17 protein-coding genes and 1 tRNA gene are annotated in these 15,115 nt (G+C 41.8%); 13 read left to right on the top strand and 5 right to left on the bottom strand.

Annotation, left to right across the window (positions count from 1 at the left end; genetic code table 11):
- Nucleotides 1-42 precede the first annotated feature (42 nt).
- From AM279_RS14320 to AM279_RS14300, 5 genes are all read left to right on the top strand, one after another.
- On the top strand, nucleotides 43-393 hold the full coding sequence (locus AM279_RS14320) for a type II toxin-antitoxin system RelE/ParE family toxin (protein WP_054408715.1): 351 nt from the start codon (nucleotides 43-45) through the stop codon (nucleotides 391-393).
- Nucleotides 383-712 carry a helix-turn-helix domain-containing protein gene (locus AM279_RS14315; protein ID WP_054408714.1) on the top strand — a complete coding sequence of 110 codons (330 nt, stop codon included), beginning with the start codon at nucleotides 383-385 and terminating at the stop codon, nucleotides 710-712. Before AM279_RS14320 ends, AM279_RS14315 begins: the two co-directional genes overlap by 11 nt.
- 88 nt (nucleotides 713-800) lie before the next feature.
- Nucleotides 801-1,664 (top strand): tyrosine-protein phosphatase, encoded by an 864-nt coding sequence (locus AM279_RS14310; RefSeq protein WP_054408713.1) that lies wholly within the window; start codon nucleotides 801-803, stop codon nucleotides 1,662-1,664.
- 83 nt (nucleotides 1,665-1,747) lie between these two features.
- Nucleotides 1,748-2,128 (top strand): PH domain-containing protein, encoded by a 381-nt coding sequence (locus AM279_RS14305; protein WP_054408712.1) that lies wholly within the window; start codon nucleotides 1,748-1,750, stop codon nucleotides 2,126-2,128.
- Between the two features lie 196 nt (nucleotides 2,129-2,324).
- Nucleotides 2,325-2,849 (top strand): hypothetical protein, encoded by a 525-nt coding sequence (locus AM279_RS14300; protein ID WP_143090394.1) that lies wholly within the window; start codon nucleotides 2,325-2,327, stop codon nucleotides 2,847-2,849.
- Nucleotides 2,850-2,905: 56 nt separating this feature from the next.
- Here AM279_RS14300 and AM279_RS14295 read toward each other — a convergent pair whose 3' ends face one another.
- The 3 genes from AM279_RS14295 to AM279_RS14285 all read right to left on the bottom strand — a co-directional run bounded on the left by AM279_RS14295 (nucleotide 2,906) and on the right by AM279_RS14285 (nucleotide 4,994).
- Nucleotides 2,906-3,469, bottom strand: a complete 564-nt coding sequence (locus tag AM279_RS14295; RefSeq protein WP_054408710.1) for a helix-turn-helix domain-containing protein — start codon at nucleotides 3,467-3,469, stop codon at nucleotides 2,906-2,908.
- 234 nt (nucleotides 3,470-3,703) lie between these two features.
- Complete coding sequence (gene rpiB, locus AM279_RS14290; protein ID WP_054408709.1) at nucleotides 3,704-4,135, bottom strand: ribose 5-phosphate isomerase B; 432 nt, start codon at nucleotides 4,133-4,135, stop codon at nucleotides 3,704-3,706.
- Nucleotides 4,136-4,754: 619 nt separating this feature from the next.
- Nucleotides 4,755-4,994: a putative signal transducing protein gene (locus AM279_RS14285; RefSeq protein WP_054408708.1), complete on the bottom strand. Its 240-nt coding sequence runs from the start codon at nucleotides 4,992-4,994 to the stop codon at nucleotides 4,755-4,757.
- 120 nt (nucleotides 4,995-5,114) lie between these two features.
- Between AM279_RS14285 and rnr the strand changes: the two genes are divergently transcribed.
- The 7 genes from rnr to AM279_RS14250 all read left to right on the top strand — a co-directional run bounded on the left by rnr (nucleotide 5,115) and on the right by AM279_RS14250 (nucleotide 12,156).
- A complete protein-coding gene (gene rnr, locus AM279_RS14280) occupies nucleotides 5,115-7,301 on the top strand; it encodes a ribonuclease R (RefSeq protein WP_054408707.1) in 2,187 nt (728 codons plus the stop codon).
- A gap of 227 nt (nucleotides 7,302-7,528) precedes the next feature.
- Entirely contained in the window at nucleotides 7,529-8,200 is a 672-nt protein-coding gene (locus AM279_RS14275) for a head GIN domain-containing protein (protein WP_054408706.1), read from the top strand.
- 261 nt (nucleotides 8,201-8,461) lie between these two features.
- A complete protein-coding gene (locus tag AM279_RS14270; RefSeq protein ID WP_054408705.1) occupies nucleotides 8,462-9,118 on the top strand; it encodes a GIN domain-containing protein in 657 nt (218 codons plus the stop codon).
- A gap of 66 nt (nucleotides 9,119-9,184) precedes the next feature.
- Nucleotides 9,185-9,832 carry a GIN domain-containing protein gene (locus AM279_RS14265; RefSeq protein ID WP_054408704.1) on the top strand — a complete coding sequence of 216 codons (648 nt, stop codon included), beginning with the start codon at nucleotides 9,185-9,187 and terminating at the stop codon, nucleotides 9,830-9,832.
- 115 nt (nucleotides 9,833-9,947) lie between these two features.
- Complete coding sequence (locus AM279_RS14260) at nucleotides 9,948-10,583, top strand: GIN domain-containing protein (protein ID WP_054408703.1); 636 nt, start codon at nucleotides 9,948-9,950, stop codon at nucleotides 10,581-10,583.
- A 56-nt stretch (nucleotides 10,584-10,639) separates the two neighbouring features.
- Complete coding sequence (locus tag AM279_RS14255; RefSeq protein WP_054408702.1) at nucleotides 10,640-11,287, top strand: GIN domain-containing protein; 648 nt, start codon at nucleotides 10,640-10,642, stop codon at nucleotides 11,285-11,287.
- Nucleotides 11,288-11,466: 179 nt separating this feature from the next.
- Nucleotides 11,467-12,156, top strand: coding sequence for a LysE family translocator (locus tag AM279_RS14250; protein WP_054408701.1), 690 nt, complete (start codon nucleotides 11,467-11,469; stop codon nucleotides 12,154-12,156).
- Between the two features lie 114 nt (nucleotides 12,157-12,270).
- Here the strand turns inward: AM279_RS14250 and AM279_RS14245 are convergent.
- Nucleotides 12,271-12,341, bottom strand: a tRNA-Cys gene (locus AM279_RS14245).
- Nucleotides 12,342-12,468: 127 nt separating this feature from the next.
- The gene (gene folB / locus AM279_RS14240) at nucleotides 12,469-12,828 is read right to left on the bottom strand and encodes a dihydroneopterin aldolase (RefSeq protein ID WP_054408700.1); all 360 of its coding nucleotides are present in this window, start codon (nucleotides 12,826-12,828) and stop codon (nucleotides 12,469-12,471) included.
- Nucleotides 12,829-12,993: 165 nt separating this feature from the next.
- On the opposite strand from folB, the gene AM279_RS14235 reads away from it, so the two are divergent.
- Entirely contained in the window at nucleotides 12,994-14,679 is a 1,686-nt protein-coding gene (locus AM279_RS14235; RefSeq protein WP_054408699.1) for a glutamine--tRNA ligase/YqeY domain fusion protein, read from the top strand.
- Nucleotides 14,680-15,115: the final 436 nt, after the last annotated feature.

The raw sequence follows: 15,115 nt of genomic DNA, 5'->3' as shown, positions 1-15,115 counted from the left end.
TAAAATTATTTTGTATCTTTGTAAGGAAACAAACCATCCTCAATGACAAAGTTTGAAGTGCTGTTTTTAACAGAGGCACGTGAGTTTTTAGTATCTCTTGATGAAAAAACACGCCGCAAAATAATTTTTAATATTGACAAAGCCAGGGTAAAAAATGATAACGAGCTCTTTAAAAAGCTAAAAGGCGAAATTTGGGAGTTCCGCACATTGTACAACACTAAGCACATCAGGATATTTGCATTTTGGGATAAAACAGACAAAGTAGAAACGCTGGTTCTGGCTACACATGGTATTATTAAAAAAACCGGGAAAACCCCTGAAAAGGAAATTGAAAAAGCAGAAAAAATAAGGGTCTTATACTTTGAATTAAAAAACAGGAATCATGGAAAATAAAGAGCTTCAGGTATTTACCTTCGACCAGATTAAAGACGAATTTATTGGTACAAAAGAAACGGTAAACAGGCAGGTATATGAGCAGGAACTTCAGCTTGAGGTATTAGGCGACCTGATAAAAAAAGTGCGCCTGGAGCGTAACCTTACACAGGAACAGCTTGGTAAGCTTATAGGTGTGCAAAGGGCGCAGATATCAAAGCTTGAAAACAATACTACCAATGTTACTTTAGATACTATTTTAAAAGTATTTGGCGCATTAAAAGCTAAAGTAAACTTTAATGTTGAACTGCAAAATGATGTGGTACAAATTGCTGTATAATTTCTGCCGCAACTAAATCTTAATCCTGCCCGAGCGGGATTTTTTTATATCCAAACCCTTCGTACCTTTAGCATTCAATACAATACCAATGCTAAGGAAATTTAGCTTCATCATACTGCTGGCGCTGGGCTCGTGCTCATCCTACAATTTTAAGCAGGCCGAAATGGCGCAAAACGTTACCGCTACAACCGTTACGGTTAAGGGTATTAACAACTTCCGTAACGTGGCGGGTATTACCAACAGCCAGGGCAAAACACTTAAAGACAGCCTTATATACCGCAGCGCCGACCTCAGTGCCCTCAAACCCAAACGCTTTTCGGCATTCACTAACCTGGGCATTAAAACGGTTATCGACCTGCGTACCGATGCCGAGGTGGCCCAAAAACCCGACGTAATTCCGCCCGGGGTGCAGTACCTGCGCCTTGCCGCGTTTGAAGACAAGGGCGATCAGCTCAACCAGGCGCGCACCCTTGTTTTAAAAGGCAAAGTAAACAGCACCGATGCCAATAACCGTATGCTGGCCTTTTACCGCGGCTACGTTACCGAAAAGCCCGATGTTATTAAAACCATTATACACCAGGTGTTAGATTCTGATGCACCTGTACTATACCACTGCACCGCCGGTAAAGACCGCACCGGCATTATCACTGCACTGGTATTAAAGGTGCTGCGTTTTGACGACAGTGTTATTTTTAATGAATACCTTACCAGCAACAACCAGCGTAAAAACCTCATAAACAAACGGTTGCGTAAGACTAATAACTTCCACTTTATCTTCCCGAAGATGGATATTGGCGTACTCGAAAAACTCAGCTGGATTGAAACCGCCTACCTGCAGGCCGCATTTGACGAAATTGAATCAAAATACGGGTCTGTAGACAACTACATCCACACCGTGCTGGGTATAAGCGAGGCAAAACGGCAGGTGTACATTGACCGGTTTACATATTAATCTTTTCAGCCTTTGGCGGAATTTTTTTGCCTTACCAATAGGTAAATCCGCTACATTTACCTAACTAAAATCAACAAACAATTATGGGACTTTTTTCTTCTTTACTGGGCAACGCCGGGGCAGTAGACCCCGCTAAACTTCAGGCCGAATACGGCCAGCTGCTAACCGATGGCGAGCAGATTGAAATAGGCTTTAAGCTTATTCGCGATACGTTTATTTTTACCAACAAGCGCATGATAATTATAGATGTGCAGGGCCTTACCGGTAAAAAAGTAGAGTATTTTAGCATTACCTACAAAAGCATTACCCGCTTTAGCATAGAAACATCGGGCACGTTTGACCTTGATGCCGAACTGAAAATATGGGTATCAAGCGAGGCCAACCCAAGCATCACCAAAAAATTCAACAAATCGGTTAACATATACGACGTGCAAAAAGTACTGGCACAGCACGTGTTGGGGTAGTTAATAATCCGGCATTTTTGTCATTCCGAACGAAGTTTGCGGAGTTGAGGAATCTCTCTTTTAAAATGTATTAAACCCAAAGATACTTCGGCTCCACTGCGTTCCGCTCAGCATGACAAACCGCAACCCTTATAAAAACAATAAATCCCGCCGTGGCGGGATTTATTGTAAATTAGTACACACCAACACCTTCTATATGAAATACTTCTTTTACACTGCCTGTATAGGCTTTTTAGTATGCCTTACTGTACATATTATTTCCATTCTTGGGATTAGCATAAATAATTCCGGCTTGTTTTTAGCAACATTGGGTCCTGGCGTTTTTATAGTGTTTATACCTTCTATAATACATCTAAAGAAAAAACAGCAAATGGAAGAATACAGGCGCACCGGCGAAATGCCTGCCATAAACTATTTTTCGCGTTCAAAAATTAATTTAGATTATGTGCCTGTTTGGGTAAAAATAGTAGGGATACTGCTCTTTGCTTATACAGCATTTAATTTTTATACAGCCCTGCACACCTCAGATGGAGGTATGCCCAATATTGAAAACGGCCAATATGTGCTTACAGATCACGGAAAACGTATAAAAACCATTACCCCGGCAGAATACACCTATTACAAAGCAAACGAAACAAGAATGTTCTCCGGCCACCTGCTGCTGTTTTATGTGGTTTCGGCATTTATATTATTTCCAAAGAAACAACACAATACGATATGATAGAATCCGGGTTTTAAAAAATAGTAAAACCATCATCCCGCATAGGCGGGATTTTGCTATTTTACAAAACGTATCAGCACCGGATACAACTGTTTCTCAGGGTTTTTCTTAACCCGTATTGCATTTACAACAGGCCATATTAGGTTGATTGCATATACAGCCATAGCCGCATAAGCATAATTATTTGCATACGCCTCCTTTGTAATTTTCAACAAAAAATAGGTAACTAACAGCACGTTAATAACAACCAGCCATACAATCTGAAAGTTTAAAATAGTGGCACCGTGCAGCTGTACTTCCTTTATCCTGTCGCGCTTGTTAAGCCATAAAATCAGCGGGAGTATAATATTACCAAACGGTATAAACACACCACCCAGTACCGAAAGGTGCAAAAATACCAGGTAGCCCGGGTCTTCAACCTTGCCATAATCCAGTATGCTTTCTACCGGCACACCCAGTGCTGCACATATACCCTGTAGTGAGTTGCCGCGCGGCTCGGTTTCATCCTTTTCTATACGTTGCAGAGTGCGCAGGTTTATCTTCGCCGCTTCCGATAGTTCTTCCTGTGTCAGCCCTTTTTGTTTCCTTATTTCGGCAATTTTTTTACCTACTGTTGTCATGTGGTTTTGTTTTAAAGATTATGCCGCAAAATTACCCCGGCCAGTGTGCCTTTGGTAACGGTTTTACTACGGCATTTTTACGGCATTTGTGTCAAACACCTGTAAAATAAGGGGTTTTTACTAACTTTTATAAAACCATATAAAAATGAAAATTCCGTCAGTTGATTGACGGAATTTATATAAATTGAGTCAGTACGTTGACGGAATTAATGTTAATTCAGTCAGTGCCTGATATTACATACAAGGCATTTTGTCAATACGGGTTTGGTGGCGGCCACCTTCAAAAGCCGTATTTAAAAAAGTGTCAACCATTGCCACAGCCTGTTCTTTGCTGGTAAAGCGGGCAGGTATGCTCAGTATGTTGGCATCGTTATGCTGGCGTGCCAGCTCAGTAATTTCTTTGGTCCAGCACAGTGCCGCGCGAATTTTCTGGTGCTTGTTGGCCGTCATGGCGGCGCCGTTACCGCTTCCGCAAATAATAATGCCAAACTCTACCGTACCGTTTTCAACATCGGTAGCCACCGGGTGAATAAAATCGGCATAGTCAACACTGTCTACCGTATCGGTTCCGTGGTTAATAACTTCATAACCCTTTGATTCAAGGTGCGCTACAATGGCTTTTTTATACTCCGGGCCGGCGTGGTCGTTGCCTATACTAATTTTCATATACTAATAAGTGTTGTATTGTTCAGGGCAAAGTTACGGCTTAAATAGGCATAAAACAATAACGCCGTAGCTATTAATAAGTTAGGGTGGGTTGCCTATTATATTACAAATAAATATGTTAAAATCCTACGGTGTTAGTAACTATTTAAATGCCCTGAAAATAAAGACACTACAAAATCAACAACTTTGTTGATAACTCTACAACCAAAAAACAAAGATTTTTTTAACCCGTATCCAAAAATTTATAAGGAGAAAAAGGTGCGAATTTTCCAAATAAATTTTTTGTAAACTTTTTGTTGTGTTATCAAAACGTTAACACGAGTTATTAACAACTATTAACAGGTAAAGTTTTCCATAACCCGGGTATAAAAACACAAATTAACCATTGTTAATAACCTGTAACGAAAAAAACGAAACCACCTCATTTTAAAATTTTTACACACTCTTAACATTGTTGAAACCTTTGTATAAAATTGTATAACTCTCAAAATGGGCAATCCCTTAAAAAGTTTTCCCACTTATCAACAAGCAATAATAACAATCAAAAATTTTTAAAATTTAAAAGAAAGATTTTTTATTATTTAATAACTGTTGAAAACTGTAAACCGGTTTTTCTGTTCTAAACTATTTTTAAATGGTTGTTGTATTTAAAACTGTCGAGTATATCTTTTACGGTAGGTAAGTCGTTTGGGTGAACCAGTAGCCTTATGCCGCCCAGGGCGTTTGCATACAGGGGTGCAAAGGCAGCCATGGTTTCGTTCTGGAAGTAAAAAGGTATGCCGGCATCCTGCAGCAGGTGCTTTAGTATGGCTATTTCGTGGGGGTAAGTAAATACGGCTGCGGTTACAAAATGTTCCATAGGCCTGTTAGTATTGTGTATATACTGTATAAAGTTACAGGTTTAAACGTTATTATTTCATTAAAGACTCTTATAATTCTGTTAGTAATTCGTATTTTTCCTGCAAATTTTAAAAGTTATATGAATAAGAAGAACGGAAAACCGTCAGTGAAGAAAGAAAAAGACTTTTCGCACAAAATTTACAAGATACTCTCTAAAGACCCTAATAAGTCATTCAACTACAAGCAGATAGCCGCAGCGCTGGAGCTTAACGACACCCAAAGCAGGAACCTGATTATCAAAGAACTGAAATTGCTTGCCGGTAAAGAAAAGATTGAAGAAACCGATAAAGGTAAATACCGTGTGATAAGCAAGGCCGACTATATAGAAGGCACAATTGATATGACCAGCCGCAAAACGGCCTATTTTGTATCGCCAGAGCTGGAAGATGATGTATTTATCCCTACCAATAACCTCAACAAAGCCCTTGATAAAGACAAGGTTAAGGTATATATATACAACCGCCGCCGTGGCCGCAGGCCTGAAGGCGAAGTGGTAGAAATTATTGAACGCCATAAGACTGAATTTGTGGGTGTTATAGACATCCAGAAAAATTTTGCCTTTGTAAGCACTGCCAATGCCAAGATGTATACCGATATTTTTATCCCAAAAAATAAAATAGGCGATGCCCAGCACGGCGATGTTGTTCTGGTTAAGATGGACGACTGGCCTGCCAAAGCCGACAGCCCTTTTGGTGAGGTGCTAAGGGTATTGGGCAAGCCCGGCGAACACAATACCGAAATTCACGCCATACTTGCCGAATACGGCCTGCCAAGCGATTTCCCTGTAGATGTTGAGGCCTATGCCCAGAAGATTGATACCGAAATTCACCCCGAAGAAATTGCCCGCAGGAGGGATATGCGTAATATCTTAACCTTTACTATCGACCCTAAAGATGCCAAGGATTTTGATGATGCACTGTCGTACCAAAAGCTGGAAAACGGTAATTATGAGGTAGGTATACACATTGCCGACGTAAGTTATTACCTGGAAGAAGGTACCATTCTTGATGCCGAGGCTTACAACCGTGCAACGTCTGTTTACCTGGTAGACAGGGTAGTGCCCATGCTGCCGGAAGTGCTGAGCAACTATGCGTGTTCGTTAAGGCCACATGAGGAGAAATATACTTTCTCGGCCATATTTGAAATTAACGAAAAGGCAGAGGTTAAAAACCAGTGGTTTGGCCGTACGGTTATTTATTCAGACCAGCGTTTTGCCTATGAGGAGGCCCAGCATATTATTGAAACCAAGGGCAATACAATACCTGCTGAAATATCATTGACAGGGGAGGAGTACACTGTACCTGCTGATATTCAGGATGCTACATTAAAGCTTGACGAGCTGGCTAAAATACTGCGCCGCAAGCGTATGGCAAACGGTGCTATTTCATTTGATAAAGTAGAAGTTAAATTCAACCTTGATGAAAATGCAGAACCGGTAGGTGTATACTTTAAAGTAGCCAAAGATGCCAACCACCTTATTGAAGAATTTATGCTTTTGGCTAACCGTAAGGTGGCCGAATTTATAGGTAAGCAGCGCCCTGAAAAGCCGTTTGTATACCGCATTCACGATGAGCCCGATGAAGACAAACTAATTAACCTGCAAACGGTTATCTCTAAGTTTGGCTATTCTATAAACTTTAAGTCTAAAGGAGATATCTCAAAATCGCTTAATAACCTTTTAACAGAAGTTCAGGGTAAAAAAGAGCAAAACCTGGTAGATACACTGGCCATTCGCAGTATGAGCAAGGCCAAATACAGTACGGATAACATAGGCCACTACGGCCTGGCGTTCGACTATTATTCGCACTTTACATCGCCTATACGACGTTACCCTGACGTTATGGCGCACAGGTTGCTGCAACACTATCTTGATGGTGCTAAAACCGCCGATAAAGAGCATTATGAAGAGCTTTGCGTGCACAGTAGCAATATGGAAAACCTGGCAGCCAATGCAGAGCGCGACAGCATCAAATATATGCAGGTTAAGTTTATGCTCGACCATAAAGATGAAGAGTTCCTGGGTGTAATATCGGGCGTTACAGAGTGGGGTATTTATGTAGAAATTGTAAGCAATAAGTGCGAAGGCATGTGCCGCATCCGCGAGATAAAAGACGATTACTACACCTTTGACGAAAAACAATATGCCCTTGTAGGCGAGGTTACCCACAACCTGCTACAGCTGGGCGACGAGGTTTGGGTTAAGGTTAAAAACGCCGACCTGGTTAAAAAACAGCTGGACTTTACGTTTCTCAGGAAGAATGAATAAAAGAAGCTGCTAAGCTTCTGAGTCACTGAGCTACTAAGCTTTTTTAGCTAAGCGGCTAAGAAGCTTAGTAGCTCAGTTGCTTTTTTATGGTACAAAATTTGCCTAAGTGTAACAAAAGGCAGTTTTTTCTGTCTTTACAGTATTATTGTCACCCTTTCCCAGCTATCGGGAGTCTAAGGGCACTTTAAGACTTTTTGACTTTAAACTTTTGACTTAAAAAAATCATCATGAAAAAATTAATCATTGCAGCATTTATTGGCTTTAGCCAGCTTATAACAGCACAGGTAAACAAGAGCCTGGGCGATTTTACCACCGTTCGCGCGTTCGACCAGATAACCGTAACGCTTGTAAAATCTACCGAAAACAAAATTGAAATACGCGGCGAAAAAGCCGGCGATGTAGAGGTGGTCAACAAAAACAACGACCTTAAAATACGCATGAAGTTTACAAAACTGCTTCAGGGCGAAGACGTTGAGGCAACTGTTTATTACAAAGGCAATATAGACCAGGTAGAAGCCAGCGAGGGCGCCTTTGTAAGCTCTGCCGATACCTTTAAGGGCACAGCCTTTAAAACCGATGCCAAAGAAGGCGCTACCGTAAAACTAAACCTTGAGGTAAGCAAGCTTAACAGCAATGCAGCTTCGGGCGGTATACTGGAGTTAAGCGGTACAGCTACCAACCATGATGTGGTGTTAAAATCAGGCGCTATACTTAAAGGCAAAAACCTGGAAACCAGCCAGACCGTTATTGCCATAAACGCCGGTGGCGAAGCCGATGTATATGCAACAGAACTTGTTGAGGCTAAAACCCGTGCCGGTGGCGATATAGACATTTATGGCAACCCTAAGCAGGTAAACGAAAGCAAAACCGCAGGCGGCCGAATCAATGTTATTAAATAAGGTACTGAGTTGCTAAGACACTGAGGTACTTAGTTTTTTATAACACTTTCTTCGGGTTCTGTCATTACTAGGAGGAACGACGAAGTAATCTTAGATAAACACAAACCGGGATTATTCCCGGTTTTTTTATACTCAGAACCTAAGTGCCTCAGCACCTCAGAAACTTTTTCCTCAAAAACTGTAACAATTTCTAAAACACGCTGTCTTTACCAGTAACAATCATTAAATCATTAAATTTTTCAATCATTAAATCAAAAAAATATGAAATCAATCTACACCCTTGCGGCTATAGCAACATTTGGCTTTGTATCGGCACAAAAAAACGAGCTGAGGGAATTCAGCACACTTGCCGTTACCGGTAAAATAAACCTTACATTCGTAAAAGCCACCACAAGCAGTATAGAAGTAACCAAAGGCAATGCCGGTAACCTTAAAATTGCCAGCGATGGAGAGAACACGGCGCTAAGCCTTGCAAAGGGTAACGAAGGTGTATCGGCCACTGTATATTATACTTCGGCCATGCAAAACCTGGCAGTAGGCGGTGGGGCAGAGGCCCATAGCAAAGACGCCTTTACCGGAACCGAATTTGCCCTTAGTGTGGCAGCAGGCTCTAAAGTACACTTTGTGACTGATGTTGAAACCCTGCAAACCGCAGCAGCTTCGGGCAGCGAAGTGGTTATTACGGGCAAGGCTAAGAAAATAGAGGCAGCCATAGCATCGGGCGCTAATTTTGATGCTAAAAAAGTAGAAGCCACTAAAGTAGAAATCACAATAGCAGCTGGCGCAAAAGCAGCTGTAAATGCTAAAGATGAAGTAAGTGTAAACGTGGCATCGGGCGGCGAACTTACCATTTACGGCAACCCTAAGCAGGTTAACGAGGTTAAGGCAGCCAACGGCGTTGTAAAAAGAGCCAAATAATTATTTTAAATTCTAAATTTTATATTTTGAATTACCTGAAGTCGAAAAATCTAATAATCGATAAAAATGAAAACCATCTATACCCTTGCTGCACTTACCTTTTTCGGACTGGCATCTGCACAGCAAACTATTAAAATAGAAGAGTTTGAAACCCTTGCCGTTAGTGGCGATGTGGTACTTACACTGGTACAGTCAAACGAAAGTAAGCTGGTTATAGCCAGTAACGAAGAAGATAACGAGGTAGAAGTAAAACAGGCAACCCATAGCCTTGCCATAAGCGGAGATGGAAAGGCAACCCTTTACTACAAAAAAGGTTTTCAGCACCTTGCCGCTGCAAGTGATGCCATTATAACCGGTAAAGACGAGCTAAAGGTAAAAGAGCTTACAATAGCTGTTGCCAGTGATGCTCATGTAGAGCTTAACATAAACGTAACAGCATTAAGTACAGCTGTTGCCAGCGATGCAGTTTTAACCCTTACCGGAAAAGCTACAGACCACAATGTGAGTGTAGACAGCGATGCAGTACTTAATGCCGAAAAACTTAAAACAACTAACACTACCGTAAACACAACTAACAATGCCGTGGCTAACATTACCGCCAGCCAAACCGTAAACGCAACTGCCGATACCAACTCAGTAATAGACATTCATGGCAGCCCTAAAATCGTTAACGAAACCGCTACTAATGAAGCGGTTATTAAAAGGTCTAAATAGTCACTTAGGTTCTGAGTCGCTTAGCTACTTAGTGGTCAGCCTGAGCTTGTCGAAGGCCGGCATAATTACAAAATCTTCAAATTTTTAAATCATTCAATCTTTAAATAACTTACGTATGAAAACCATCTACACCCTTGCTGCACTGGCTTTGTTTGGCATAGCCTCAGCACAAACCACAACCTCTGTAAGCAACTTTAAAAACCTTGCCGTTAATGGCGATGTACACGTTACGCTTATAAAATCATCTGAAAACAAACTGGTTATTACTGCCGACGACGACGAAGTGCAGGTAGACCAGGAAAATGATATGTTAAGCATTAGCGGAGACGGCCATGTAACCCTGTACTATAAAAACATAGAAACCCTTGCCGCATCTGAAGACTGTGTTGTTACCGGCAAAGATGTTATAACCGGCAAGCTGTTTACCCTTGTGGCTTCCAGTGATGCAAGGGTAACCCTTGAAATGAAAACCGACAAGCTGAATACCGTGGCTACCGAAGATGCGGTGGTAACACTTACAGGTTCGGTTAAAGAACATACCGTTGCCATACAGTCTGACGCTGTTTTAAAGGCTTCTGGGCTCGAAACAGATGTTACAAGTGTTACAGCATCATCTGACGCACACGCAGCTGTAAAAGCCAAAAAAGTAATAAACGCCCTGGCCGATAGCGATGCCGTTATAGAAATACACGGCAATCCCGAAAAAATAAACAATACAACCGATAGCGACGGCGTTATTAAAAAAGCTTAGTGTTTTCGGCACAATCTTTTATTTTTTTAAACCAATCAATCTTTAATAACTTACGTATGAAAACATTTTATATTACCGCCGCACTTGCCTTTTTCGGAATGGCATCGGCACAGCAAACCATTAAAGTAGAAGAATTTAAGAACCTTGCTGTTGTAGGCGATGTGGTGCTTACACTGGTAGAGTCTAACGAAAGCAAGCTTGTTGTAGATGGTAACGAAGAAGATAACGAGATAGAAGTACACCAGGAAGCCGGTAACCTTGTTATAACCGGTGATGGAAAGGCAACGCTTTACTACAAAAAAGGTTTTCAGCGCCTTGCGGCGTCTTCAGATGCTGCTGTAACCGGTAAAGACGAACTAAAAGTAAAAGAACTTTCTATATCAGTACACCAGGATGCCCATGTAGAACTTAACGTAAATGTAACGGCGCTGTTAACAGCTGCTTCCGGCGATGCCGTTGTAACCCTTACCGGAAGTGCAGTAGACCACAGCATAAGGGTAGACAGCGATGCAGTGCTTGATGCTGAAAAACTTAAAACAACAAACACCATAGTTACTGCGGTTAACGATGCAGTGGCTAATATTACAGCCAGTGGTGTGGTTAACGCCACTGCCGATGCCGACGCCGTAATAGCCATACACGGCAGCCCTGAAACCATTAACGAAACTGCTACTAACGATGCGGTTATTAAGAGGTCTAAATAAGGTTCTGAGGTGCTTAGGTACTGAGTTTAAAATATAGTTTCTGATAAAAACCGGGGGTTCAGGCTTCCGGTTTTTCTTTTTTAGGTACTGAGTTAAAAACCTTAGTACCTCAGAACCTAAGCACCTCAGAACCTTTTTCGATAAAAAATCGTAACTTGCCGCCTCCACAAACTTCATTAATGTTAGAAGACATTTTTACAGGCTCCATACCGCTGGGATTTTTTTTGAGCATAACGCCCGGCGCTGTTTTCTTTGTGCTTCTTGAAACAAGCGTTTTAAAGGGGTTTAAAGCCGCTGTAGCGTTTGATCTTGGCGCAATAACATCAGACATCCTTTTTATACTAATAGCTTATTTTAGCAGCTATAAATTGCTTCATAAGCTTAAAGACGAACCCGGCCTGTTTATCTTCGGGGGGCTCATTATGCTTATTTACGGCATTATATCCTACATAAAAATAAACAAGTCTGCCAAGAGCGAGCTTATAGACCACGCCAGTAAAGAAATTATCCGTAAAGATTATTTCAGCCTGTTTGCAAAGGGTTTTTTATTGAATTTCATCAACATAGGTGTACTGCTGTTCTGGTTGGGTATTATTATTACCTGGGGCCCTAAGCTTAATATGGATAACAGCCGTATCATGGTATTTTTTATAGGCACACTAACCATGTATTTTTTGGTAGATGTGTGCAAAATAATGCTGGCCAAGCAACTGCGCAGCAAGCTTACCATGAAAAATATAGTAAAAATAAAGCAGGGCATAAGCATTGTGATAATAGTTTTTGGCTCGTTCCTGGTAATACAGGGCTGGTTTCCGGAAATATTTAAACAGGCTATAGACAGGGTGGAGCAGCATAATGAAGCTCCTTAGCTTCTAAGCCGCTTAGCCACTGAGGTAAAAAAAGCTTAGTAACTAAGAAACTCAGCGGCTCAGTAGCTTTAAAAACAAAAAAGCATCCTGTAAAGGATGCTTTTTTGTTTGTTGAGGCATCTAGCGGATTCGAACCGCTGTAGCAGGTTTTGCAGACCTGTGCCTAGCCACTCGGCCAAGATGCCAGTATTTATTCGGATGGCAAATGTAAACAAATTTTTATATTGAAAGATTGAAAAATTTAAAAGATTAAAAAATTCTTTGCGTGGTTACTGCAATCTTTTAATTATTAAATCTTTAAATATTTTAATATCAGGCCCTAAACTCCTCCATCTGTATGGTTACTTCTTCCACGTCACCGCCAATGGGTGGGTTTAATTTAGAAACCTCAACATTGGCACGGCTTACCTGTGGCAATTCATCAAAAATACGCTTAATAATGCGGTGTGCCACATGCTCTAACAGCTTGCTGCGTATGGCCATTTCTTCCATCACAATCTTGTTAAGGTGCACATAGTCAACCGTATCAGCCAGCTCATCGCTAAGCATACTTTTGCGCAGGTCGGTTTTAATTTCAAGGTCAACACGGTAGTCACTGCCTATTTTGCTTTCCTCAACCAGGCAGCCGTGATAAGAAAAAGTGCGTATGTTTTTTAGTTTTATGGAGCTCATTTTTTTAGGTACTAAGGTTCTGAGGCGCTAAGGTACTGAGTTTTTTAGAAAGGTGCTAAGGTTCTTAGATACTAAGGTACTCAGCAAAAATTAAGTCACTAAGCACCTCAGAACCTTAGTACCTAAGCACCTTTTTTTTATCTTTGCCCAACTTATAAAAATACTATGTCTACCGAAGAGCGTTCACTCAATTTTATAGAACAAATAATAGAAGAAGACCTGGCTGCGGGCTTTGGTGCCGATAAGCTGCGTTTTCGCTTTCCGCCCGAGCCAAACGGCTACCTGCACGTGGGCCACGCCAGTTCAATATGCCTTAATTTTGGCCTTGGGCTTAAGTACAACGCCCCTGTAAACCTGCGTTTTGACGATACAAACCCTGCCAAAGAAGAGCAGGAGTATGTAGATGCTATTAAAAAAGACGTAGAGTGGCTGGGCTTTACATGGGATAAAGAGCTGTATGCCTCTGATTATTTCCAGGAGCTGTACCAGTGGGCCGTTGAGTTCATTAAAAAAGGTAAAGCCTATGTAGACAGCCAGTCATCTGAAGACATGGCCAAACAAAAAGGCACGCCAAACACACCGGGCACACACAGCCCGTACCGCGACCGTAGTGTAGACGAAAACCTTGCCCTTTTTGAAGGCATGAAAAACGGTGATTTTGAAGAAGGTACACACGTATTGCGTGCTAAAATAGATATGGCCAGCAGCAACATGCTTATGCGCGACCCTATTATGTACCGCATACTGCACAAGCACCACCACCGCACCGGCGAGAAGTGGAAAATATACCCTATGTATGACTGGGCCCATGGCGAAAGCGACTACCTTGAGGCAGTATCGCACTCGCTTTGTACGCTTGAATTCCTTATGCACAGGGAACTGTATGACTGGTTCCTTGACCAGATATACGACAACACAAAAACACGCCCTAAACAGCGCGAATTTGCACGCCGTAACCTGAGCCATACCGTTGTGAGCAAGCGTAAATTACTGCAACTGGTACAGGAAAAATATGTTACCGGATGGGACGACCCACGCATGAGCACCATTAGTGGTATGAGGAGAAGGGGTTACACGCCAAATTCAATACGTAATTTTGCCGATACCATTGGTATTGCTAAGCGCACCAACCTGGTAGATGTTAGCGTGTTAGAATTCTGTGTACGTGAAGATTTAAATAAAACCGCATCACGTGTTATGGCCGTGCTTGACCCGGTTAAGCTGGTAATAACTAACTATCCTGAAGGACAGGAAGAGTGGCTTGAAGCCGAAAACAACCCTGAAGATGAGTCAGCAGGTTTCCGTGAAGTGCCCTTTAGCCGTGAGCTGTACATAGAGCGCGAAGACTTTATGGAAAATGCCAACAGCAAGTATTTCCGCCTTACACTGGGTAAGGAAGTACGCCTTAAAAACGCCTACATTATTAAAGGTGAGAGCGTTGTTAAGGATGCCGATGGGAACATTACCGAAATCCACGCTACCTATGATACTGATTCGCGCAGTGGCAGCGGCTCTGAAGCCAGCCTTCGCAAGATAAAAGGTACCATACACTGGGTTAGCATACAACATGCCGTTAAAGCAGAAGTAAGGCTATATGACCGTTTATTTACACATGAAAACCCTGACGGCGATAAAGAAGTAGACTTTAAAACCTACATAAACCCCGATTCGCTACAGGTTATAACCGGCTACCTTGAACCATCGCTTAAAAGTGCTGAAGCCGGCGAACGCTATCAGTTTCAGCGCCTTGGCTATTTCTGTGTAGATACTGATACCAATGCAGAACAGCTGGTATTTAACAAAACAGTAGGCCTGCGCGATACATGGGCAAAGCTTGAAGCAAAAGAGTAGAGGAAGTTGCTAAGCTTCTTAGCTTATGAGCCACTTAGTTTATGAGGTTTGTCACGCTGAGCCTGTCGAAGCGCAACTGAGTGAGCATTCCCCTCCCTTGGGGGGGTGCCCGTAGGGCGGGGTGGCAGTCATTGCGAGGAGGAACGACGAAGCAATCTTTTTAAGTCATACAAAACCGGAAGCAACCCTTCCGGTTTTTTTATTCCCAAAAATTCTAAGTGGCTAAGAAGCTTAGCAGCTAAGGAGCTTTCCAATAGACTTACTCTATTATTAATAAAATCAATTAAAAATAAGTATATTATAATTTATAATTATTAAAACCGACCCTCATAAATCCATCCTGCTTCATTCTTTTTTGTAAGAAATACAAAGCCTCCAACTATCCTGCAAAAGCCCGCCAAACGGGCTTATTTTAATTTTTGCAATCTTTAGCGTT

The organism is Flavobacterium akiainvivens (assembly GCF_001278115.1).
Classification (GTDB): Bacteria; Bacteroidota; Bacteroidia; order Flavobacteriales; family Flavobacteriaceae; genus Flavobacterium; species Flavobacterium akiainvivens.
The sequence above is the reverse complement of the archived record's forward strand: the minus strand, read 5'-3'. Positions and strand labels throughout refer to the sequence as shown.